Genomic DNA, 23270 nt, shown 5'->3' on the forward strand with positions numbered 1-23270 from the left:
GGGGAAACTCCCTAGAAAAAAGTGATCTCGGATGAAGTGCTGCTCACCACAGGCTTACCGTGATGGATCGCATGCTGTTCAGGCATGGTGTAGGTGCTTGCCAATTGCTCAAGCCAGGCATCCGCGATGATCGGGGCCGGTGTGCCGCCAGCGAGCGCGAATTGCTGGCGTTCGACGATGTGCCCATGCAGCTTGCCAAGGTCGTTGTTGACCAGGGAAAGCATCTGGCCGACTCGATCCTGGAACTGCAGGGCGACCAGTACCCCCGATATCTCGGTGGCAACGTTTTCGCTCTGCTGCTGAAGACTGCTGCTGGTATCGACAATGGCCTGGGCGTTGTGCCGGAAGTGCTCGATCACCTGGGACACCAGTTGCTCTGAATGAGCCAGGGTTTGTGAGTCCTGCTGCGCCTGGTGCTGAGACAACTCGACGGCGCGAGAGATGGCAGCGTTGACGGCATTGACCGTTTCGCTGATTTTCTGCCCCGTCTCCCCGGATAAACTGGACAGCTTGCGCACTTCATCCGCCACTACCGCGAAGCCGCGTCCGGCATCCCCTGCCCGCGCCGCTTCAATCGCGGCGTTGAGTGCCAACAGATTAGTCTGCTGGGCAATATCACCGACGAACTTGGCCATCTCCTGCAATTGAGAGGTGAAGTCGGAAAGGAGCAATACCTCCTTGAGTTGCGACTCCTTGCGCAACAGCGCATCGCGAAGGGCAACCATGATCGAATCCAGGTCCCGCTGGCCGACCTCAAGAATTTCCAGCAACCGTGTACCCGAGCTCTGGCTCGCCCCTTGGGAAGCAGAAGCACTGATATCTCCCGACAGCGTCGCGAAGCGGTTACTCAGCTTGAGGATCGACTCCTCGCTGAGGATGCGCGCTGCATCGATCTGCTGGCTCCAGATCGGCAGTACCTGCACGCATACCTCGCCCAATCCTTCATCCGGCGAAGCGGTCAGCGGAACGTGAAGTGGCTGATCGTCGCCTTGCAGTGCGGGCTGCCGGGTGCCCAATAAACGCAGCGTCCACACACCCATCAGCAACGCGCCAAGCAAGACCAGCGCGCAACTGGCTGCACTGCGCAGACTGAAGTCCGTGCTGACCAGAATTGCGACACAACCGAAAACTCCCGTCAGTCCCGCGGGCAGCATCAAGATCAGGGGGGAGGAAATTGCCTGTCCTTTCACCTTCATCTCTCCAGTTCAGTGCGGATCCGACGGGACCCCGCGCAAGACATCCACGATTGGGATGCCTGGTTTTGTTGGCCTGGAGAGATAATGGCCAAGTGATGGCCGCGAAACTATCGGAGCATCCTGATTTACAACTAAGGATTGCGGTTGGTGCGGTAGGAGAATTCCTACCCGACGGTGACAGTCCCCCAAAACGACAGCAAAAAAAACCAGCGACAGGCGCTGGTAAAAAACTCGGACTCGCAGGCGTCATCCGAATCGCGACTCACTGCCCTGCCCCGTGCCCACCCAGAGCGCTTCAAGGCTCTTGAAGCCCCAGGTCTTCTCCGACTCAATGCTGACGATGCTGTCCTGCCCACAGGCCAGATCAATAGATTCGGGAGGCAGCGGCATACGACTCGATGCCGAGTAGAAAACCTTCACCCTGGGCGTGAGCAAATAATCGGCGTGTTGCTCCATTACCACCGCCAACCTGCCACTTTGAAGGCGTACCAAAGCACCAACCGGATAGATACCAATGCATTTGACGAAGGCGTGAAACACTTTCTGATCGAAATGCCCGTTCCATCCCGCCATTTTACGAATCGACTCAGCGGGGCCCCAGCGATCCCGATAAGGACGGTCAGACGTCACGGCGTCATACACATCACAGACAGCGGCCATGCGCGCGAATAGGCTGATCTGGGTGCCACATAACTTATGGGGATAGCCACTGCCGTCGACCTTCTCATGGTGATGCAGGCAAACGTCCTGCACCCTGGAAGTGAAATGCCTGCTGTCCGCCAGCATCCTGGCACCCGCCTCAGGGTGTGTGCGCATCGTCATGTGTTCGGTGTCATTCAAGGGCAATGGTTTCGCCAGGATGGCCGTGGGTATCACCATCTTGCCCACGTCATGCAGCAGGCCCGCCAGCCCGGCCTCTTGTACCAGCAGCGGCGGTAGATCCAGCTGACGTGCCAAACCAATCATCAACCCACAGACGGCTACGGAATGCATGTAGGTATATTCATCGGCAGTCTTGAGACGCACCAGACTGAGCAGTGCATCAGGATGACGTAACAGCGAGTCGGAGATTTCACCAACCATGTCCGTGACTCGATCCAGTTGAACGATCCGTCCCATGCGCAAGTCGCTGAACATCTCCATGACCGCCGCCTTGGAACTTGAGCAAAGCTTGACCGCCCTCAACAACTCTTCGCTCATTGCCACCCTCGGACGCGGTCTGGGTACTTCGGTGCACGATCGGGTCGACAAGCAAGGGGGCTGCGGAGCCTGCAGAGTGGTTTCATCAGGCGCAGAGGCTTGTACGTCCGCCCCCTTGGACAGGTCGATCCACGCACCAACAATGTCCGAGGCAAGGACTTTCTCCAGCACCTCCTCATTCTGAATCAGGAAGCTTTTGTTCCAAAATGGACGATCTACACAGGAACCGGAGAGCTCCTGGACATACATTCCTACGCAAAGATCGGTTACACCGATATGCCTCAACACGACACAGATCCTCCTCTGTCCGCAACCGCTCCCTGATTTGCCCGAGGCGCGGTTGTCTTGGATACGCACCAGGATGCCACCCCAGCCCTTGAATAATAGCTAGGTGCCATCAAACAAATAATCGGAGCAATCTTATTTAGGACTAGGGAATACAGAGGGACGTGTAGGGATTTTCCTACACTGAAGATTCTCAATTCGCTTCATTTCCCGGGTTTAAGACAGTTGGGGCGCCTAGACAAACACCTGATGCCCAGCTCACCTGGTCACTGCCAACCGCAAACGCGACGGAGCGCATGCGCGCTTGGCGCACCCTAAAGGCTTCGGGGGCTGCCGTCCTGGGTTTTGATGGCCTGTGCACTTGTCGGCTTGGCCGTGCATCTGTTGCGCTAGAGCACGGGAGACTGACTATCTCTGGCAGGCACTGGACCTGCCAGACCACCCGCCTAAGGATTTTCTGGGCGAATCGCATAACTGGCCTCCGCACATGTGAGGAGGCCAGTTCGTACCGACACCCAGCCTGACGCTGGGCTTTTTATCTTTAGTGGCAGTGGTAATCGTTGGTCTTGTGGTTGCGGTGACAACCTTTTGCATCAGTGCCACCACTATGGGCGAAGGCAGTGACAGAAATGCAGCTACTTCATTCCTCTGTCGAGTGTTCGACGAAAGGTTCGTGTGGCTATTTCTTGAGCTACCAGGGCCCCTGGTTTAGGATGGCCTTATATCCCCCCTAGGAGGATATTGCGTTCCTTGAGAACGAACACTTTTCTCAAGCGCAACTCGACAATCAAGTGATCACACGCCCTCCCCTGCGAGATGCCCCATGCTGAAAATACTCGCCAACCGCACCTACCGGCATCTGTTCCTGGCTCAAGTCATTGCGTTGGTAGGTACGGGGCTTGCCACCGTTGCATTGGGGCTGCTGGCCTTCGACCTTGCGGGAGCCCAAGCGGGTGCAGTCCTCGGCACAGCGTTGGCGATCAAGATGACAGCCTATATCGGCGTTGCACCGATTGCCGCGGCTTTTGCAGAACGCCTGCCACGCAAGGCAATGCTGGTCTCGCTGGACTTGGTACGTGCTTTGGTCGCGCTTGCCCTGCCGTTTGTGACGGAGATCTGGCAGGTCTATGTGCTGATTTTCATCCTGCAATCGGCCTCGGCCGCGTTCACCCCAACCTTTCAAGCAACCATTCCGGACATCCTGCCCGATGAGGACGAATACACCCGCGCCCTGTCTTTGTCGCGACTGGCCTATGACCTCGAAAGCGTCGCCAGCCCTATGCTCGCTGCTGCATTGCTGACCGTGATCAGCTTCCATAGTCTGTTCGCCGGCACCGTCATTGGTTTCCTGGCTTCGGCGGCCCTGGTCGCGACAGTATTACTACCGAAAGCGAAGCCAACCCCCAAACGCAGCATCTACGAACGAACCACCCGCGGCATGCGCATCTTCCTGGCGACGCCTCGCTTGCGCGGACTGTTGGCGTTGAACCTGGCTGTAGCGGCCGCCAGCGCCATGGTCATCGTCAATACGGTGGTGCTGGTCCAATCGCGTTTCGCGTTGCCTCAAACTTCCACGGCACTTGCGCTGGCCGCATTCGGTGGCGGCTCTATGATCGCTGCCTTGGTGTTGCCTCGGTTGTTGAAAGATATCAAGGACCGAACAGCCATGCTGTTCGGCGCAGGGATACTGGTTATCGGTCTGGCCATGGGCATCAACCTGACCACCTACAATTTCCTGCTGCCGCTTTGGATGTTGCTGGGCGTGGGCTATTCGCTGGCACAGACCCCGAGTGGCCGGCTGCTGCGTCGCTCGGCACACACTGAAGACCGCCCTGCGCTCTTTGCTGCCCAGTTCGCGTTATCCCACGCCTGTTGGTTGGTGACCTATCCATTGGCAGGATGGCTGGGCGCCGACATCAGCTTGACGGCAGCATTTTTCGGGCTCGCCCTGGTGGCCGGTGGCGCATTGTTAGTCAGCGTGGTGATCTGGCGTCCTGTCCATGATCAGGACTCGATCAAACACACTCACGAAAACCTTGCGCAGGATCACTCCCACTTGGGCGGTGAGGGTATTGAGCACGAACACCCGTACGTGATTGATGATCAGCATCGCCGGTGGCCAAATAACTGATCATGAGTTCAACGATCTTCAGAAACTGGCCGGGCGCCGTCAAACCAGCAAACGCACAGCTTGCAGGGCGGCAAGGTGGCCTGGGTAAAACCAGTACCCCCATTGCCCCACCGGCCAGACGTTGAAGCTTAACCTCTGGCGAAGCAGCCAGAGCCCGATCAGCGGAGCCGCAAAAGCCGTGCCCAGAACCAATAACGAATAGAGTTCAAAATCCAGCGCCCGGCTGACAATGCTGCTGCGGGTATTGATCAACACACACAGACTCGCTGGCAACAGCCACAGCACAGCAGGCTTGTTGATCACCAACAAGACCGAGGCCGGGACAAGGACTCCGTAGAAACCAAACATCAGCGGATCATCCAGCGCACTGGCGATGGCGCCAGCGAACAGCGCCATGGCGCCACTCGAGAATGTCCGATGGTGGCAACCCCAGGCCACAACCAACCCCAACGCCAGGGTCAGCAGCACGTTGTACGAGCCCGAAGTGCTGATCATGCGATAAGGCACCTGCGAAATGGCCGCGAACAACATCATCAAGACGAGATAGCGTCCGTTCTTGTAAGTCAGCCATTCACCACGTCTGGACCGCGCGACGTTGGCCGCTATGGCGACACAAAACAGCGGAAAAGAGAGCCGCCCTGGAATGAACGGCATGCTCAGCTCCGGCCACACCAACCGCAAATGATCGATGACCATTGTCAGCATCGCCAACCATTTGATCAGATCGAGGCTGGCGCTGCGACCTTTCAACGAGGGATTCAGAACTGGGTGAGTCTCAGTCATAAGCCTTATGCGTTCAAACCGATCCAGCCGTGAAAGCCCACGTACAGACCGACACCAATGATCAACACACTGGACAAATAAGGAGCCCGCCGCGCAACGGTGCCCAGCCATGGCCAGCGATTGGAGGCCTGCCGCGCGCCAATGGCCGCGGCCGCTCCCACGGTAACCAGGGTGATCGCCAAGCCAATGCTGAAGCACAAGACAAGCATGCCCCCCAGCGCAACCTCCTTGACCTGAAGACAGAGCAGCAGCACGGTAATCGCGGCGGGACAAGGAATCAGCCCACCCGTCAGGCCGAACACGATGATCTGGCCCGTGGTCACTTTGCGATTGGTAAAGCGCTTGCGGATATCGTTGGCATGCGCCCGCTCGTGAGCGTCCTGGTAACCCTCCAACGATAGTTCCAGGCCCTCCAGTTCGGAATGCTCATGCCCATGATCATGCTCTTGATACTCAAGGTCGTAGTCGTGGGAATGCCCCGCATGCCCCAGGCTCAAGCGAGCGCTGAACTCATGGGGCTCGGGAATATCGACCGTCGACTCCAGGAATCCATCGCGCTCGGCAAATGAGAACGTCTGAACGCTTCCATCGGCGCGAGTGGTCGTCAGACGAACGTCCTCGGCGGACCAGGCATGGCCAGTCAACGTTTTCAGGCGCCAGTGGGGTGGCATGCCTTGCTCGAAGATCGAAAGCTCGACGCGCCCATGGCCGGTATCGATACGATGGGTTTCATCATGAGGTCCATGGTCATGTTCGCCGTGATGATGCTCATCAGCCTGCTCGAACTTGAACATCTGTTCGCCACGCCAGGTACGCCACAACATCCAGAGCGCAATGACGATGATCAGCGCAGCCGATGCGAGCTGGAAGTAAGGTTCCGTGGTTTCGGCATCCAGCCCCTGGCCCAGGTACATGCCACCGATGGCGACCAACCACACCACGGCCGTGTGGGACAGCGTCGCCGCCAAACCCAGCAAAACCGCCTGTTTCACCGAGCCCCGAATAGCCACGATAAACGCCGCCATCATGGTTTTCGAATGGCCGGGCTCCAGGCCATGCAAGGCGCCCAGCAAGATCGCGCTGGGAAAATACAGCCAGGCGTTAGCGCCACCCTGTTGCAGCAATTCGGCAAAATTGGGCATGGGGGGCCTAGAGGTACTTGGTGATTTGCTTGAAGGCTTCCAGCGGCGCGCGCTCACCCTTGTTCAGTGCCGAAACGGTGTCTTCCAGACAGTGATCGATGTGATCCTGAATCAAGGTCCGCTTGGCCTGGCACACCGCTTTTTCCACTGCATGCAGCTGCTGGGCGATATCCACGCACTCACGACCTTCTTCAATCATGAGGATGATGCTACGCAGGTGACCGTCCGCCCGCTTGAGGCGCTTGATGATCGCTTCATGGCTTTGGTGGGTATGGGGATGGCTGTGTTCGTGCTCGTCACTCATGACTTGAGTCTCTGACTTCAATGAATTACGCTGGCAATCCTATCCCCCCATAGGGGATATGGCAAACGTATTACCCCCCAGAATAATGAGTCGAAACACGATCACTATGTTCAGCAGAACACTGACAACGGCAGTGGTATTCGCGCTGGCTTTTGCCATGTTCATGGCCTGGGCCGGGCATACCCGTACGCTGTCCATGATGTCGCAACAGCCCGCCTGGGATGTCGCGCAAGACGCTCATCATCATTCCCATGATGAGCAGGCCGACGTGTCGTGTTCAAACTGCTCGGATCACTATCACTCCCCCCTGACGCCCGATCATCAGCACGAGACGCCGCAACTTGCCGCTACGCTGATCCTGGCGGCTCAACTACAGCTCTCGCCACAAGCCGAGGCCTTGGGTTACGCCGTTCCTCGTCCGCCCATTTTTCTGATCGAGCGTCCACCTCGTCCTTGCCTTGCCTCCTGACACGGCCGCGCTGCGGCCCTTGATCACTGCAACGAAGGATTTTATCCATGCATTTGCACTCAATGAGTGGCGCAGGCGCTTTCACTGCGCCTTCCTACCGCCCACTACTGCTGCTGTTTCTATTGCTCGCGTCATTTCTTCTCGGAATGCCCGAAGCCCTCGCCCACGCCGTCGCCGAAGGCGATAAAGGCTTCATCCAGGAAAGCTCCGGCGTCATGTTGCTGCCCTTCATCTACATGGGCGCCAAGCACATGATGACGGGCTACGACCATCTGCTGTTTCTGTTCGGGGTGATTTTCTTCCTGTACCGCCTGAAGGACGTAGGGCTCTACGTCACGCTGTTCGCCGTCGGGCACTCGGTCACGCTGCTGCTCGGCGTGCTGACCGAGATCAGTATCAGCGCCTATATCATCGACGCCATCATCGGTTTCTCGGTGGTGTACAAGGCGCTCGATAACCTGGGCGCATTCCAACGCTGGTTCGGTTTCCAGCCCAATACCAAGGTGGCGACGCTGATCTTCGGTCTGCTTCATGGCTTTGGCCTGGCGACGAAGATCCAGGAGTACGAGATCTCGCCCGACGGCCTGATCCCCAACCTGATCGCCTTCAACGTCGGCGTCGAAATCGGCCAGTTGCTGGCCCTCAGCGCCATTCTCATTCTGATGGGGTATTGGCGGCGCACCGGCAGTTTCTGGCGCCATGCCTACACCGCCAACGTCGCCATGATGAGTGCCGGTTTCCTCCTGATGGGTTACCAGATCACCGGCCTGTTCGTCTCTGCCTAAGGAATTGTGACCATGTTCAATACGCCACTTCCCACTGTTAATGAACTACCCAGCACTCGTCGATTGGTACGCTCGACTGTCATCGCCTTGCTGACCGCTATCGGCCTGCTGATCACCGTAGTCATGCCTGCGGAATACGCCGTTGACCCGACGGGCGTGGGCCGAGCACTGGGTCTGACGCAGATGGGCGAAATGAAGATCACGCTCGCCCAGGAGGCGTTGGCGGATGCAGCGCCGCAGCCGGCGCAAGAGACAGCTGCTCCGGCTGCGCAAATTGCAGTTGTAACCCCTACGGCTCAACCTGCGCCTCCACCCGCCGCTCAACCGGCCCCAGCCCTGAAGACAGATGAAATGACCGTCACGCTAAAACCGGGTGAAGGGAGAGAAATCAAGCTGGAAATGCTCAAGAACACCACCGTCAGCTATGAATGGGCGGCCTCTGGTGGGCCGGTTAACCATGACACCCATGGCGAACCCTACAACGGCGAAAAGGGCTATTTCCATAGCTACTCCAAAGCCAAGCAGGTCAAAGGCGACAAGGGCGAATTCACCGCTCTGTTTGACGGCACTCATGGCTGGTTCTGGCGTAATCGCACGAATAACGACGTGACCATTTCGCTGAAAACGACGGGCGACTACCTGAGTGTGAAGCGCTGACTCCAGTCGAAACACACTTTTAGATTCCTACGGAAAACTCAATGAACGCCTCAACCACACTGCTCCGCTCCGTGCTTCTGATCTGCTTTATCGGTCTGATGACCGCCTGCGGTGGCACCGAGAAGCCTGCTGAATCCGAAAGCTCGGATCATGGGCACTCGCACGAGTAATGCCATAGGACAAGAGGCCGCGAATGCGGCCTCTTGTCCGAGGTAGATATGAACGAGGCCGCATTTGCGGCCTTGGCTTTTGCGTCCATCCCGCTACTAGGTTTTCGATTCCTCGATTGGAGTCAAAACAATACCCACTGAATGTTCTTCTCTGATGTCGTTGAGCAGTCCACACAAGACGTGTTTGGCAGTCGATGAAGATCTACGACTGGAAGCTTGCGTAAAAAGTCGAAGTAGACCCTCCCCGACCGCAACACCCTGACCAAAACGGGGATCGAGTATCGCTTCATACCTTGAGAATGGATTGGCGAACGTAAAAAATCTTCAAAGCCACGATGTTCCAGCCTCCACTAACCCAAACCTTCGTCGGCGCAGACATTTGAAACTTCCCTGCTCGACTGCTCTCGAGCGTAAATCGTCACAGAAGCGCGTAGCTTATTGCCGCCGAAAACACACATTTTGTCGAACGCCTTGTGGCTGACGGGAAGATGCTGGCAGTCAAGTGCCTGACGGTGCTGACTATGATCAATGTCTGGATCATGCAGGTAGACGAAGTCCTCATCGTAATCAGTGACAATGACCCAGTGAGGGGCTTTTGAGCGCGTCAGTCGGTAGCTGCTGATCAACACCAGGGGTTGACCGCCCTCCTTCAGTGCGAGAGCCAGGTCCAGTTGGTTGCTGCTCACCTGCTCCACATCACTCTGCGCGAGTTCGCTGCAGAACGCTTCGTGTACCAAGCGCATTACTTCTTTTTTATGTTCGTCGCGCACGCCGTCGAGAAATAGCGGACCTGCGATACTCACTTGCAAGCGTACTCGAAACCCCCGGCGCCAGGCCGCGAGTGCCAACCCTTGGGGACTGCAACCGCCGTGCCCTGAAGTCATGAACACGGTGGTGGCTTCACGCCAGATTTGCAGTTCGTCCCGACGCCCGATTAAACGATCGGGTTGCAATGCTTTCATGGCCATCAAGAGGCAAGCCGGGCCGCAGGTAAACTCGGTGGTCTGTTGGTAGTAAGGTACCTGGAGCTCACGGTTTTCCCGAGGCTGCACAACACGTTTTTCCAAGCGCAGCGCATGCAAATGGTCTTCGTAGTAGTCATTTACCACGGCGAAGCGCCGGTACCCATTGCGCTCATAAAGACTGATGGCAACCGAATTATCCGGTCGGACTTCCAGTCGCAGGTAGGCGCAGTCGTTCGCGCGTGCGCACTCTTCCGCCTGATCCAGTAGCTGTTTCCCCAAGCCCAGGCCACGACTATGGGTGGCGATGGCGATGGAGTACAGACGCGCCAGCGAGGTGCCGCGGTGGAACAAGACCAGGCAGTAGCCCATCAATTGGCTCTCGGCCTGCGCGACGATCAGGCTGGCATGGGCTCGGCCGATCATCCACTGGAAACTGCGCGGCGTGAGCCGGTCATGAGTAAAGCACTGGTTTTCCAGTTCCAGCAGAGACTTCAGGTCATCATGTGTCGCCTTGCGAAATACCAGACTCATATAGCCACCGTAAAAGTTGCGTAACGAAACGAGACTTTTAAAAAGTATCGTGCTTAATAGATAAGGACTTGTTCTCCAACGGACCTTTTCATATGTCAGCAGCACAGGGTGATTGGCGTGAAGTATCAGAGCAAAATCGACTAACAGCAATATCGAACCTAACTTATTTATCGAGTGCGCCCAGGCGGCAAAGCCAAGTCGTTATTATTGTTGAGCGAAAAGAAGACTGGGCGTCTTATATTCCATCAGACGATGTGATGAGTGCCCAGGAATATCTCGAGCAACCCCTTGAAAGCGAGGCCGGCAAGCGTGTTCAGGTTATTAATCTGTGTCGGAGCTACAAGTACCTAGGACATGGGTATTACTGTTCATTGCTGGCAGAAGCACGCGGCCATAAAGTTATTCCGTCTGTGCGGACCATCAGCGAGTTGACCCGAAAGTCACTGTACAGCCTGGCGCTGGATGACTTGGACAAGGCGCTGGACAAAGCACTGAACAACCACCTTTATAGTAATACCGAAGGATTCACGCTCACTCTTTACTTTGGCAAAACCAACCTTGAGCCTTTGCAAGAACTGGCCCGGCAAATTTTCGAAATATTCCCATGTCCGATCCTCCTGGTGGAGTTCCGTAAAAGCAATAGTTGGCACATTGAGGGGATAAAGCCTGGCGTCTTGCAAAAGCTACGCGAAGACCAGGAGGATCAATTTGCCAGCTCGCTGGACAGTTTCAGCCGCAAGATCTGGCGAGTACCGCGGTCACCCCGCGTGGCCCGTTACGACCTGGCCATATTGCATGACCCGCAAGAGTCGCTGCCGCCTTCCAATGCCAAGGCACTGGAAAGTTTTATCAGGGTGGGCAAAGGTCTGGGCATTGATGTCGATCTGATCGAAAAGAAAGACTACTCACGAATAGCCGAGTATGACGCCCTGCTGATTCGCGAAACCACCAGCGTGGATAACCACACCTATCGCTTCGCCAAGAAGGCGGAAAGCGAAGGCCTGGTGGTGATGGACGATCCCACTTCAATCCTGCGCTGTACCAACAAGGTGTACCTGACTGATCTGCTCAAAAGCCATCAATTGGGTATGCCGGCAACCGAGATTCTCTACAAGGAACGACCGGAAGACTTCGAGCGAGTCGGTGAACGCCTGGGTTTTCCATTAGTGCTGAAAATTCCCGATGGTTGTTTTTCCCGTGGCGTAATCAAGGTCGAAAGCCAGCAGGCGCTGCTGGATGCCACCGCTGAGCTCTTCGAGCACTCGGTATTGCTACTGGCTCAGGAGTTCTTCTACACCGAGTACGACTGGCGCATCGGTGTGCTCAACCGAAAACCGATTTTCGCCTGCCAGTACTTCATGTCCAAAGGTCACTGGCAAATCTACAACCACAAGGCCAAGGGCCAGGACATTAATGGGGAATGCCGCACCTTGGCGGTTCACGAAGCACCGCGGGCGGTGGTGGAGCTGGCGGTGAAGACCGCAAATCTCATTGGCGACGGTTTGTACGGGGTCGACCTGAAACAGTCGGGGGATAAGGTGGTAGTAATCGAGGTTAACGACAACCCGAACATGGACGCGGGCATCGAAGACGCTTACTTGCAGGACGACCTGTACTCCTTGGTTCTGGAAGAGTTCATTCGCCGCCTTGAGCTGAAACGTCGCGGTCAGGCCTGGTGAATACTTGATCCGCTACACGACCTGCAAGACACTGACTTCCTCCGCCAACAACGCCATAGGTCAGACGTGATCAAGAGTTTTCTGCTCGCCAATGGGGCGCTGGTACCGGTTGAACAGCTCAATGCTGATGTGATGTTGTTCAGTAATCCCGATGCGGCAGAGCGAGATCTGTTGCGCAGCGAGTTCAAACTGGACGATCACGCGCTGGCTTCGGCGCTGGATCCGGACGAAGTCTCACGTATCGAATTCCATCCGGATAACCTGTTCTTGATCTGGAAGCGTCCGGAAAGTTACTCGGGCGGAGATAGCCTGGCCTTTGAGGTCTCATCGTTCGGCTTGCTCTTCTCTAAAACACGCTTGCTGATAATCGCGACTGACGACTCCCAGTTGAGTGGATTAGGGCAGCGGCACCCCTTGCACACAACGCAAGATGTGCTGCTGGACATACTGTTCAACAACCTCCACCACTACCTGGGCCACCTCAAGGTGATCAAGATGGTGGCTCGCGAGCTGCAGCAGAAATTCAACGCCTCGATGGAGAATCGACATCTGGTCCAGATGTTTAACCTCAGCGAAAGCCTGATCTACTACATCAATGCGATTCACAGCAATGGTGCGGTCCTGACTCGGCTGCGCAACCATGCGGAAAAAGAGCACTTCAGCGTCGAGGCGATTGCGCTTATCGACGATTTGATCATCGAAAACACCCAGTGCAACAAACAGGCGGAAATCTACTCCAGGGTGTTTGCCGGCTTGATCGACGCACGCGGCAATTTGATGAACAACACCATGAACAACCTGTTACGCAAACTGACGCTGATCAATGTGGTTTTCCTGCCTCTCAACCTGATCGCCAGTATTGGTGGCATGTCCGAGTTCAGCATGATGACCTCAGCCGTTCCCTGGTGGGTTGCCTATCCGCTTTTTCTCACAGGAATGGTAGTGGCCGGGGGCCTGATGGTTATCGCGCTCAAGCGTCTGACGCGTGGTTCATCCAGCATGAATGGCCCGCATTGAACGAGCCCCTCTGGATACTCGATGACTCTTTTACATCTCGACCTGTGTGCCCAGCTCTATCACCCGGTTCAACGGCAACTTGAAGTACTTCAGGTTGCTATTGGCGTTCTTCAGCAAAAATGCAAACAGCGTTTCTCGCCAACGGGCCATTCCGATGCGCTTGGTCGGGATCACCGTCTCCCGGCTGAGGAAATAGGTGGTGCGCATCGGACTGAAGTCCAGTTCAGCCAAGTGACAGAGACTCAAGGCCAAGGGGACATCGGGCTCCTCGATAAAACCAAAGTGCAGACTGACTCGGAAGAACCCTTCTCCATAGGCTTCAATCTCAAACCGTCGGTCAGCACTCACACGAGGGCTGTCTTCGGACACCACTGTGAGCAATACCACTTGCTCATGCAAAACCTGGTTATGCAGCAGGTTGTGCAGCAGTGCATGAGGAACAGCATCTGTCCTGGCCGTAAGAAACACTGCCGTACCTTGCACCCGATGGGGAGGCTGCGTACGGATGCTGCCGATGAATAGCGGTAGAGGAAGTGCGGTTTCATCCAGCCGCTCAACAATAATCTTTCTGCCCCGCTTCCAGGTCGTCATCAAAATGAACAGGCTGATGCCGGCAATCACCGGGAACGCCCCACCCTGAAAAATCTTGGGTGCATTGGCCGCGAAATACAGACCGTCTACCAGCAGGAATCCGAGCAGCGTTGGGATGGCCAGCCAGCGCGGCGTTTTCCAAAGGAGCAGGACGACTGCCGAGGACAAGACTGTCGTGATCAACATGGTCCCCGTCACAGCGACGCCATAAGCTGCGGCCAACGCACTGGACGACTCGAAACCAATCACCAACAGCACGACACCCACCATCAACGCCCAGTTAACCGTACCGATATAGATCTGTCCCTGTTCCTGGCTGGAGGTATGTTGGATAAACATGCGAGGGACATAACCCAACTGGATGGCCTGGCGAGTTAGGGAAAAAGCACCGGAGATCACGGCTTGAGAGGCGATGATGGTGGCCAGTGTGGAGAGCGCGACCATCGGTAACAGTGCCCATTCAGGCGCCAGTAAATAGAACGGGTTGCGCACGGTCTCCGGGTTTCCCAGGATCAGGGCGCCTTGGCCAAAGTAATTGAGCACCAAGCCGGGCAACACGAGAATGAACCAGGCGCGAGCAATGGGCTTGCGGCCAAAGTGGCCCATGTCGGCGTACAGTGCTTCAGCACCGGTCAATGCCAACACCACGGCGCCCAGAATGGCCACGCCAATCCCCGGATGCACCACAAAAAATTGCACTGCCCACGCAGGATTGAGCGCCTGCAGAACTTCCGGACGTTGCAGGATGCCGTAAATGCCGAGCGCACCCAGCACCATGAACCACAGCACCATGACCGGGCCGAACAGGATGCCGATACGCGCTGTGCCATGTTTTTGGATCAGGAACAGCGCTACCAGGATGACCACGGACAGCGGAACGACCCACTGCTCGATTCCATCGAACGCAAGCTGCAGCCCTTCGACCGCCGAGAGCACCGAGATGGCCGGGGTGATCATGCTGTCCCCGTAAAACAGTGCCGCGCCGAACAGCCCGAGCAATACCAAGACCCTGCTCATTTTGGGAAACGGCGCCGCAGCCCGACGTGCCAATGCGGTCAAGGCCATGATGCCCCCCTCGCCCTGGTTGTTGGCGCGAAGGATGAACAGCACGTACTTGATCGAGACGACCCAGATCAGTGACCAGAAGATCAACGACAGAATACCCAGTACACCGTCCTGGTTGGCCTGGACGCCGTAGTGACCGGCGAACACTTCCTTGAGTGTGTAAAGCGGGCTGGTGCCAATGTCCCCATAAACCACACCCACTGCGGCGACGAGCAAGCCCACTCCTGATGCTTTGGTATGGGAGTCTTCAAGGGCGGGAATCGCTGCTTCGCTCAAGGGTTGCGTCTCTCAAATTACGGGGGGAAGTGTATGCCATCCTTGAGCAATACGATTTGCCAGGGCCATTGGAAATGCAAGGCACTTGGACGATCTTAAAATCGCGGCCAGTATCGTTGTGGGCCAAAACACCTACCGTAAAAAAACCGTAAAAATTTTACATTCCTCTTTCTGTCCGTCATCGTCAGGACTGCGCGTTAACGCTTCCCCATCACGGCAGATACGCGTTATCGAGCACGCTCTATACCAGCAGCCCGCGAGGGATCGTGGCAATTTTCAGAGCATCTACGACAGCATCCCGCTAAGAACGAAACGCCTCAACCTTGAGTCCAAACCGGCTCATTTTGTTGTACAACCCACCCCGCGACACATTCAGCCGCTGAGCAGCCAGGCGGATGTTTCCGCGCGTGTCCTTGAGGGCAGCGATGATGGCATTCATCTCATGGGTACCAAGATCCGGCGCCATCCGCGGCTCAGGGGCACTTCCCCATGTCGATGGGAGCCCTCGCTGCCTGATTTCCAGGGCAAGATCGCTCGGCTCGATCAGCTCGGTCATCGCCAGGTTGGTCGCCCGTTCAATGACGTTTTCCAGCTCACGGACATTGCCTGGCCAGTGATAGGCGCCAAGCATCTCCAGGGCCGCTGGCGAAAGGTCCTGCATCGACTTGCGTAGCGACCGCGCACATCGCGCAAGAAAATGCCGCGCCAGCAACGGCACATCTTCACGGCGCATCCGCAGCGGCGGCACCGTCAGGTTCAGCACGTTGAGCCGGTAGTAAAGGTCCTCGCGAAAGGCACCCTCGGCCACTGCCTGGCTCAGGTTGCGGTGGGTGGCGGCGATGATGCGCACGTTGACCCGCAGCGATTTTTTCGCGCCCACTCGTGTCACCTCGCCTTCCTGCAGGACACGCAGCAGGCTGACCTGTGCATCGAAGGACATGTCACCGATTTCGTCGAGGAAGATCGTCCCGCCATCGGCCAATTCGAACTTGCCTGCCGACCCACCGCGCGCCGATCCGGTGAACGCGCCTTCGACGTGTCCAAACAGTTCGCTCTGCACCAGGTCACGGGGAATGGCGCCGCAATTAACCGCCACGAAAGGTCCGCCACATCGGTCGCTGCCATTATGGATGGCCTGGGCGAACAACTCCTTGCCAGTGCCGCTCTCACCGAGGATCAGCGTGGTCGAATCACTGCGACTGGCAATCCGCGCCAGGTGCAGTGCATCCTCAATCGCCTGTGAACGGCCCAGGATGGTTTCGAAGGTGTAGCTGGCCTGGGTGCCAATGATCCGCCGGGTAATTTCCCGGATGCGTCGGTTCTCGCGCAACGACACAATCCGCCCGCCTTGTTCCAGCGGGCAGACCGACACCAGGCAGGCCAGATGGCTGCGGTCGTGCAGTTCAAAGGTGCAGTCCAGGTCGCGCACACCTTCCCCGCCCCCGAGCAGGACCGCATCGGTCAATTCGCTCTTGCCCAGGCTCTTGAACGGACTGCCGAGCAGGTCATGGCCGACGCGAAACAACTGTCGGGCGTAATGGTTGAGCGCCTTGATACAGCCCTGCTCATCCAAAACCACCAAGCCCTCGTTGAGCACCTCAAGGACCGTTTGCTGCTCTTCCAGCAAGGCTTGCAGCGCCATCTGCCTCGAGACCGCCTCGGCCGCGGCCTGGACAGTGCCCAGCGTATGGAAGTGAAACCAGCCCGGCTCTGCCGTCAAGGTCAACATGCCCAGCGTCCGGCCCTGGGCATCGCGGATTGGCGCGGCGGCGCAATGCATGCGGCGCTGGCGCAGGCCAAGCCCGAAGTTCTCTTCGGCCAGCACATACACCAAACGGTCTTCGACGATCGCCAGCCCAGTGCAATTGGTGCCCTGTACCGACTCCAGCAGTCGACTGCCTATGGGGGTGAGGTCCAGGCCACAGAAATACAACGTCGTGCCTTCGGCATCGGTCAGGTTGATATGGCCCCTGGGGTTATAGGCGAGCAAACCGCGCATGACTTGCGCCGCAGCGGCGATCAGCACCCGGTTGGCTGCCAGTGTCGCGGTCAGGTCGGCAGGCGCGACAAAACGGTACTCGCCATCCTCCGGATCGAGGCCGGCATTGACACTGCGCAACCAGGACGCCCAAATCACCCGCCGGATCCCGGCAGGTCGATCAGTGTCCCCCCGCAAGCACGCTTGCCAGGCCTCATCCAGTGCAGTGCCTGGCCCTTCGTTCAACGACGCAGGGCCAAGCGTGGTGAGGTAATCGCGGTCTTCGGCGCTCAACGCTGCAGGTTGCTCATTCATTATTCGGCCATATGTTCATATTTTCGACATGCCAGTATAGACATGTCATTCAAATGAACATCAATTCAAATAAACACGAATAAAACACCTTAAATATCAACTGGTTAATTATTGGCACAGCACTTGCTCCTGCCTGGACAGACGAGGACATTCTTACCGCCGAGTCGTAAAAACAATAAAGGGAGTCATGTTCATGAGCACATCCAAGATCATTCGCCTTGGCCTCATCGGCGCCGGCCGCATGGGCAGTTTTCACGGCCTGACCGCCGCCCGGCACATCCCCGGCGCCTGCCTCGCCGCCATCGCCGACCCTACTCCCGGCCAAGCCGCGCGCCTGGCGGCAGAACTGGACGTGCAGAAGGTCTATACCGACCCACAGCAATTGCTGGATGACCCGGACATCGATGCCGTGCTGATTGCCGCCCCGGCACGCAGCCATGCCGAACTGGTGATCAGTGCGGCCCGGGCCGGCAAAGGGGTGTTCTGTGAAAAACCGATGGCCATCACCCTGGACGAAGCCGACCGCGCCATCGCCGCCGCTGCCGACGCACGGGTGACGCTACAAGTCGGCTTCAACCGTCGCTTTGCCAGAAGTTTTCGCACCGCTCACCTGGACGTGGTTGCCGGCCGCATCGGTACACCACAACTGCTGCGCTCGCTGACCCGCGACCCAGCGCTGAACAACCCGGCCGCCTCGCCACAATGGGTGATCTTCCTCGAAACACTGATCCATGACTTCGATACCCTGCGCTACCTGAATCCAGGCGCCGAGGCGGTTGAGGTTTTTGTGATGGCCGATGCCCTGATCGCACCGGCCTACAAGGACAAAGGGTTTCTCGACACCGCGGTGGTCACGATCCGTTTCGATAACGGCGCCATCGCCACGGCCGAGGCCAATTTCCAGGCCGTGTATGGCTACGATGTCCGCGGCGAAGTGTTCGGCAGCGCTGGCATGCTGACCATGGGCAACGTCAACGACTCTGACTTGCTGCGGTACCTGGCCAGTGGGGTCCAGGCCGACACCCAGCGCATGGACACCGACCTGCTGCGTGATGCCTATGTGGCCGAGCTCAACCACTTCGTCAGTTGCGTGCGCAGCGGCGAAAAACCTCTGGCCAGCGGTGAAGACGCGCGGGCGGCACTGGCCATTGCTCGCGCCTGCATCGAGTCCTTCCAACAGGGCAAAGCGGTGCGTGTGCAAGGAGCTCTGTCATGAGTTTCACACCGTTCAAACTGGCGATCAGCGCCGAGATGGTCTTCCTCGACCTGCCCTTTACCGAGCGGGTCAAACGCATCCACGCACTAGGCTTCAGCGTCGAGATATGGAACTGGACGACCAAAGACATCCAGGCTCTCGTGGCAACCGGCGCGGATTTCACCTCCATGACCGGCTACATCTCGGGCAACCTGACCGATCCGGATGATATCCAGCACCTGCTCGACAGCGCCCAGGAATCCTTGGCCGTCGCCGCTCAATTGGGCTGCCCTAGCCTGAACCTGCATGGCACCGGCCTGGGTGACCAGGGGTTGCCGGTCAAACCCGTGGCCCAGACCACCGGGCGCATGTGGTTGAGCGCCTGCAAGACGCTGGAAAAAATCGCTCGCCTGGGCGAGGACGCGGGTCGGGTTTTCCTGCTGGAAAACCTCAACACCGAAGTCGACCACCCGGGCACGCCGTTCGCCCGCGCTGACGACACCCTGGCGTTGATCGAGGCCGTGGGCAGCCCGCACCTGAAGATGAACCTGGACCTCTATCACGCACAGATCGGCGAAGGCAACCTGATCGAACTGATCCAGCGCGCCGGCAGCGCCATCGGCGAAATCCAGGTCGCCGACGTTCCGGGGCGCATGGAGCCCGGCACCGGTGAAATCCATTATCCCGCCATTGCCAGGGCCTTGTTCGGCATGGGATACAGCGGTGTCGTCGGCCTCGAAGGCTGGGCCAGCGGTGACAGCGAGGTCGCGCTTGAGCGTTTCAGGCAGGCCTTCACGCTTGATGGATAAAGCACGCGCCGAATTCACAACGTGCGGCAGATTTTCATCTCTTGGTGACGTACAACTCATAACAACAAAAGGAAAACCATCATGCGTCGTTGCACACTGCTTTTCGCCACCCTGCTATTGCTCTTCAGCCAATGGGCCGCCGCCGACTATCGCATCGGCGTCAGCATCGCCAGGGTCGACGACAACTTCATGACCTACGTGCGTAACGGCCTGGACGAGGCCGCGAAAAAGGAAAACGTGCAGATTCAGTTCGAGGACGCCCAAGGCGATGTGGTGCGCCAACTCAACCAGGTCCAGGGCTTTATCAACCAGCAAGTGGACGCGGTCATTGTCCTGCCGGTGGACACCTCCGCCACGGCCAATATCACCCGCGCCGCGGTCGAAGCGAAGACGCCGCTGGTCTACGTCAACCGTCACCCGGACGAGCGCACCTTGCCCAAAGGCGTCGTCACCGTCGCGTCCAATGACATCGAGGCCGGACAGCTGCAAATGCGCTACCTGGCCGAAAAGCTCGGCGGCAAGGGCAACCTCGCGATCATCATGGGCGACCTGGCGCAAAACGCCACCCACGACCGTACCGAAGGCGTCAAACAGGTGCTCAAGGATTATCCCGGGATCAAGATTGTCGAGCAGCAAAGCGCCGAGTGGCAACGCAACAAAGGGATGGACCTGACCAGCAACTGGCTATTGGCGGGCAGCCGTTTCGATGCCATCGTCGCCAACAACGACGAAATGGCCATCGGTGCGGCCATGGCCTTGCAGCAGGCCGGCAAAGCCAAGGGTGAGATCGCGATTGTCGGCATCGACGGCTTGCCTGACGGCCTGGCGGCGATCAAGCGTGGGATGCTGGTCGCCTCGGTGTTCCAGGACCCCAAGGCCCAGGCGACCAGCGCGGTACAGGCAGCGCTCAAGATGATCAAGGGAGAACCCGTGGAATCGGACGTCTGGGTGCCCTTTCAGTTGATCAAGCCTGAGCAGTTGGCGGTGTTTGAACAACATTACAAGTAGCGACACGCTCGACACTTCGCCGCGATCCCGGCCAGGGGTCAGCGGCGACTCAGCGAACTGAGGTCTGACCTGCCGTTCGCTCGAAAATCGCCCCCTCTATACCCAACACTTCACGCGTATCGGCATAGATCCCGATGCCCTTTTCCCAGACGTGCTTGATCGACTGATCGGCGCAACGAATCCGGTAATTGAGCTCGAACGGCTCGTTGCGCGACAACGCATATTGCACCTCGCGCCAGACGTAGTCGGCATCCTGCGCCAGGATCAGGCTGTTGTAAGTGAACTCATGATTGTCCACCAGCCGCTCCGCGGGATATCCGGTCAGTTGCAGGCAACCGGCACTGACAAACTCCATGGTCCAGTCGCGGTTGTTACGGCCCCGATAGATCAGCCCGGGCATGCTATCGAGCAGGCTCATGCTGCTGCGCTGACTGGCCTGCAAGGCAATTTCGCGGCGTTTGTGTGCCGTGACGTCCCCGACGACCAGATAGAACCCCTGCGGACCGCGCTTGAGGCTCACCTCGAACCAGCGTAAGTCACCCGAAGGATGTACAAAACGCAGGCGCTGATTGAACGAGGTCTCGGGGCGCCGACGCAGCTCATGCAAGGCCTTGCGCCACAGCGGGCGGTCTTCCTGGTGCACATAATCGATGAGGTTGCGCTCCGCGCCCGGCGGCCCCATCAACTCGGTCCAGGCCAGGTTGAAGTGAGCGATCTGGCCGTTGTCGCGCAATTCCAGCAGGGCGGCGGGAAAGCGATCCATCAGGTGCACGCTCGGTGTCTGTGCAAAAGCTTCCGGGCTTTCCCTCATCTAATGACGCTCCTCGTGCCTTACCGATGCGCCGTTGTGCACCCACGCCGCCAACTCCAGACGTGAGTGCAGGCTGAACTTCTGCAACAGATTCCTCACATAGATCTTGACCGTACCATCGCTGATTCCCAGTTCCCGGCCGATCTGTTTATTGCTCATGCCGGCACCGATCAGGGCCAGGGTCTGCCCCTCGCGCTCGGTCAGGTTGCCTGTATCTGGCAGGTCCGGATCGTACGCAGGCCGGCTCACCGATTCGTCCTGATCGGCCAGCAAGGCAACCAGGGTTGCATCCAGAACGATCGCGCCCTTGTGGCAATTGCGCATGTAGCTCAACAACGCATCGGGCTCGGTTTCCTTGAGCACATAACCACTGGCCCCCAGGCGCAAGGCCGTCAACAGCTCGGCGCGATCCATCGACGCGGTGAGCACCACCACTTGGCAGTCGAGGCGCAACTGACGCAGTTCATCGAGCACCTGCAAACCGCTCAAGCCGGGCATGTGCAAATCGAGCAAGACCTGCTGCGGCGCCAGGCTCACGGCCAGGTTGATGCCTTCGCGACCGCTGGCCGCCTGCCCCACCACCTCGAAGTCGTCACTGGCGCCGAACAGCTGCGCCAGGCCTTTGCGAAACAGCGGGTGATCATCGATCAGTAATAAGGTCGTGCAGTCCATCGAAACTCCCCTGTGGCTGGTCTTGGTGGCAGCGAAGGCCAAGGTGTACGCGGACCCCGTGCGGCCGGATCGCTTCAATTGTCAGTCGGGCGCCAATGTTTGCGGCGCGCTCGCGGATAATCGCCAGACCGAAATGATTGGCCTCCCCTGACGCCGGACTGAGCCCAATGCCGTCATCCTCCACCGAAATGGAAACATCACCGTCCTGGTTTTGCCGCAACTCGATGCGGACATGCCGCGCATGGGAATGGCGCACCGCGTTGGCCAGTGCTTCGCGAATAATCTGCAAAATCTGTAACTCGGTTCCCGGGCTCAAAGCGTCGTCAGCCAGGCGGTTGTCCAGCTCGAACACGATGATGCAGCGCCGCGAGAACTCGGCGACCGAGTCGGCCAGTGCCTGGCGCAATGAGCGCCCGTCCATGGTCAGACGCGCACTGGTAATCAACTCGCGCACCTGGCGCTGCAACTGGCTCAAGCCGGCGCACAGGTCCTGCAAACCCGCAGTGGCTTGTTCCGGCTCGCCCAACTGGGATTGCAGGCCATGGGCCTGGAACGACAGGTAACCGAGTTGCTGTGCCACCGAGTCGTGCAGCTCACGGGCCAAGGCACCGTGGCGGGACGTCGCCTGTTTGCGCTGCTGCTCACGGTTGTAGCTGCGCAAGCGCACAGCCATGCCTACCGCCTGCGCCACCTCTTCCAGTAACTGGCGCCAACTGGCACCAGCCCGTTTCGGGCTATCGAGCAGCAACACGCCCTTCTGGCCCTCGGGCAAGGCGCACACCAGGCGATGCACGCCGCGTTGCCGACACGTGCCGCAGCTTTGGGGGGTGTCTGCCGCGCTTGCGTCGCGCCAGGGACAAGTCGCCACGTCCTGGCAGCCCTCGATCAAACCGCGTCGCGTCGGGCTGAGGTCCTCGCCGCCGAGGATCAGGTTCAACCTGGCAGGCGGCAGCAGTGCGTCGAAACGGTCCAGAAAACCCGATAAGGCACCGTCAGCGTGCGCCTGGCTCAAGGGCAAGCCGGCCAACAGCTTACGCACGCTGCGGGCCTGTTCAGGGTGCACAGGCCCTAACCAGAGCGGCCACCACTGCGGTCGTGTTCGCACTCTCGATAACTCCCCGTCCAGTTGCTCCACATTCCTCGAATACCAGCAACTTCCATGCCCCGGACGGCCGTGTAGCAAGGCTTATCTCCAAAGGCATAGCCCTTTTTCCAGATTGAGAAGATTTTCCCCAT

General features: G+C 58.1%; 20 protein-coding genes and 1 pseudogene. 9 read left to right on the plus strand and 12 right to left on the minus strand.

From position 1 onward, the window contains the following. Positions 1 to 11: 11 nt before the first annotated feature. The 3 genes and pseudogenes from Q7F16_RS28610 to Q7F16_RS28620 form a co-directional block, all read right to left on the minus strand. Positions 12 to 614 (minus strand): annotated as a pseudogene (locus Q7F16_RS28610) (methyl-accepting chemotaxis protein); the annotation flags it as partial. 828 nt (positions 615 to 1442) lie between these two features. Continuing rightward, positions 1443 to 2684 (minus strand): HD-GYP domain-containing protein, encoded by a 1242-nt coding sequence (locus Q7F16_RS28615; protein ID WP_409555342.1) that lies wholly within the window; start codon positions 2682 to 2684, stop codon positions 1443 to 1445. Between the two features lie 538 nt (positions 2685 to 3222). Continuing rightward, positions 3223 to 3312, minus strand: coding sequence for a YHYH domain-containing protein (locus Q7F16_RS28620; RefSeq protein WP_100264172.1), 90 nt, complete (start codon positions 3310 to 3312; stop codon positions 3223 to 3225). Positions 3313 to 3504: 192 nt separating this feature from the next. Here Q7F16_RS28620 and Q7F16_RS28625 point away from each other — a divergent pair, with 192 nt between their 5' ends. Next, entirely contained in the window at positions 3505 to 4812 is a 1308-nt protein-coding gene (locus Q7F16_RS28625; protein ID WP_057447923.1) for an MFS transporter, read from the plus strand. Positions 4813 to 4851: 39 nt separating this feature from the next. Here the strand turns inward: Q7F16_RS28625 and Q7F16_RS28630 are convergent, their stop codons facing one another. From Q7F16_RS28630 to Q7F16_RS28640, 3 genes are read right to left on the minus strand one after another with little or no spacing between them, the layout of a single operon-like run. Then, a complete protein-coding gene (locus Q7F16_RS28630) occupies positions 4852 to 5595 on the minus strand; it encodes a TraX family protein (RefSeq protein ID WP_409555341.1) in 744 nt (247 codons plus the stop codon). A 5-nt stretch (positions 5596 to 5600) separates the two neighbouring features. Then, complete coding sequence (locus tag Q7F16_RS28635) at positions 5601 to 6737, minus strand: nickel/cobalt efflux protein RcnA (RefSeq protein WP_409555340.1); 1137 nt, start codon at positions 6735 to 6737, stop codon at positions 5601 to 5603. 7 nt (positions 6738 to 6744) lie between these two features. Next, complete coding sequence (locus Q7F16_RS28640; RefSeq protein ID WP_014338967.1) at positions 6745 to 7041, minus strand: metal-sensing transcriptional repressor; 297 nt, start codon at positions 7039 to 7041, stop codon at positions 6745 to 6747. A 106-nt stretch (positions 7042 to 7147) separates the two neighbouring features. Between Q7F16_RS28640 and Q7F16_RS28645 the strand changes: the two genes are divergently transcribed. Genes Q7F16_RS28645 through Q7F16_RS28655 form a run of 3 tightly spaced genes read left to right on the plus strand, consistent with a single transcriptional unit; the run spans position 7148 to position 8952 of the window. Then, the gene (locus Q7F16_RS28645; RefSeq protein ID WP_046062851.1) at positions 7148 to 7510 is read left to right on the plus strand and encodes a hypothetical protein; all 363 of its coding nucleotides are present in this window, start codon (positions 7148 to 7150) and stop codon (positions 7508 to 7510) included. A gap of 47 nt (positions 7511 to 7557) precedes the next feature. Then, positions 7558 to 8295 carry a HupE/UreJ family protein gene (locus Q7F16_RS28650; RefSeq protein ID WP_046062852.1) on the plus strand — a complete coding sequence of 246 codons (738 nt, stop codon included), beginning with the start codon at positions 7558 to 7560 and terminating at the stop codon, positions 8293 to 8295. Positions 8296 to 8307: 12 nt separating this feature from the next. After that, positions 8308 to 8952: a transmembrane anchor protein gene (locus Q7F16_RS28655; RefSeq protein ID WP_409555339.1), complete on the plus strand. Its 645-nt coding sequence runs from the start codon at positions 8308 to 8310 to the stop codon at positions 8950 to 8952. 520 nt (positions 8953 to 9472) lie between these two features. On the opposite strand, the gene Q7F16_RS28660 is transcribed toward Q7F16_RS28655, so the two are convergent. Continuing rightward, entirely contained in the window at positions 9473 to 10618 is a 1146-nt protein-coding gene (locus tag Q7F16_RS28660; protein WP_409555338.1) for a peptidase C39 family protein, read from the minus strand. 92 nt (positions 10619 to 10710) lie between these two features. Here Q7F16_RS28660 and Q7F16_RS28665 point away from each other — a divergent pair, with 92 nt between their 5' ends. After that, the gene (locus Q7F16_RS28665) at positions 10711 to 12297 is read left to right on the plus strand and encodes a RimK family protein (RefSeq protein WP_046062855.1); all 1587 of its coding nucleotides are present in this window, start codon (positions 10711 to 10713) and stop codon (positions 12295 to 12297) included. 66 nt (positions 12298 to 12363) lie between these two features. After that, positions 12364 to 13314, plus strand: a complete 951-nt coding sequence (locus Q7F16_RS28670; protein ID WP_013692972.1) for a magnesium transporter CorA family protein — start codon at positions 12364 to 12366, stop codon at positions 13312 to 13314. 30 nt (positions 13315 to 13344) lie between these two features. Here Q7F16_RS28670 and Q7F16_RS28675 read toward each other — a convergent pair whose 3' ends face one another. Continuing rightward, a complete protein-coding gene (locus tag Q7F16_RS28675) occupies positions 13345 to 15246 on the minus strand; it encodes a potassium transporter Kup (RefSeq protein ID WP_409555337.1) in 1902 nt (633 codons plus the stop codon). Positions 15247 to 15547: 301 nt separating this feature from the next. Further along, positions 15548 to 17539: a sigma-54 interaction domain-containing protein gene (locus tag Q7F16_RS28680; protein ID WP_409555336.1), complete on the minus strand. Its 1992-nt coding sequence runs from the start codon at positions 17537 to 17539 to the stop codon at positions 15548 to 15550. Positions 17540 to 17732: 193 nt separating this feature from the next. Between Q7F16_RS28680 and Q7F16_RS28685 the strand changes: the two genes are divergently transcribed. The 3 genes from Q7F16_RS28685 (at position 17733) to Q7F16_RS28695 (ending at position 20551) form a co-directional block, all read left to right on the plus strand. Beyond that, entirely contained in the window at positions 17733 to 18755 is a 1023-nt protein-coding gene (locus tag Q7F16_RS28685) for a Gfo/Idh/MocA family oxidoreductase (RefSeq protein WP_186651004.1), read from the plus strand. After that, complete coding sequence (locus Q7F16_RS28690) at positions 18752 to 19543, plus strand: TIM barrel protein (RefSeq protein WP_046062859.1); 792 nt, start codon at positions 18752 to 18754, stop codon at positions 19541 to 19543. Before Q7F16_RS28685 ends, Q7F16_RS28690 begins: the two co-directional genes overlap by 4 nt. A gap of 81 nt (positions 19544 to 19624) precedes the next feature. Next, complete coding sequence (locus Q7F16_RS28695; protein WP_046062860.1) at positions 19625 to 20551, plus strand: sugar ABC transporter substrate-binding protein; 927 nt, start codon at positions 19625 to 19627, stop codon at positions 20549 to 20551. A gap of 49 nt (positions 20552 to 20600) precedes the next feature. Here the strand turns inward: Q7F16_RS28695 and Q7F16_RS28700 are convergent, their stop codons facing one another. From Q7F16_RS28700 to Q7F16_RS28710, 3 genes are read right to left on the minus strand one after another with little or no spacing between them, the layout of a single operon-like run. Then, positions 20601 to 21362 (minus strand): PAS domain-containing protein, encoded by a 762-nt coding sequence (locus Q7F16_RS28700; RefSeq protein WP_409555335.1) that lies wholly within the window; start codon positions 21360 to 21362, stop codon positions 20601 to 20603. Beyond that, the gene (locus tag Q7F16_RS28705) at positions 21363 to 22034 is read right to left on the minus strand and encodes a response regulator (RefSeq protein ID WP_046062862.1); all 672 of its coding nucleotides are present in this window, start codon (positions 22032 to 22034) and stop codon (positions 21363 to 21365) included. It abuts the gene before it with no gap. Then, positions 22003 to 23073 (minus strand): ATP-binding protein, encoded by a 1071-nt coding sequence (locus Q7F16_RS28710; RefSeq protein WP_409555334.1) that lies wholly within the window; start codon positions 23071 to 23073, stop codon positions 22003 to 22005. Before Q7F16_RS28710 ends, Q7F16_RS28705 begins: the two co-directional genes overlap by 32 nt. Positions 23074 to 23270 lie beyond the last annotated feature (197 nt).

It is taken from the genome of Pseudomonas sp. Lb2C2, from assembly GCF_052112205.1.
GTDB lineage: Bacteria > Pseudomonadota > Gammaproteobacteria > Pseudomonadales > Pseudomonadaceae > Aquipseudomonas > Aquipseudomonas kilonensis.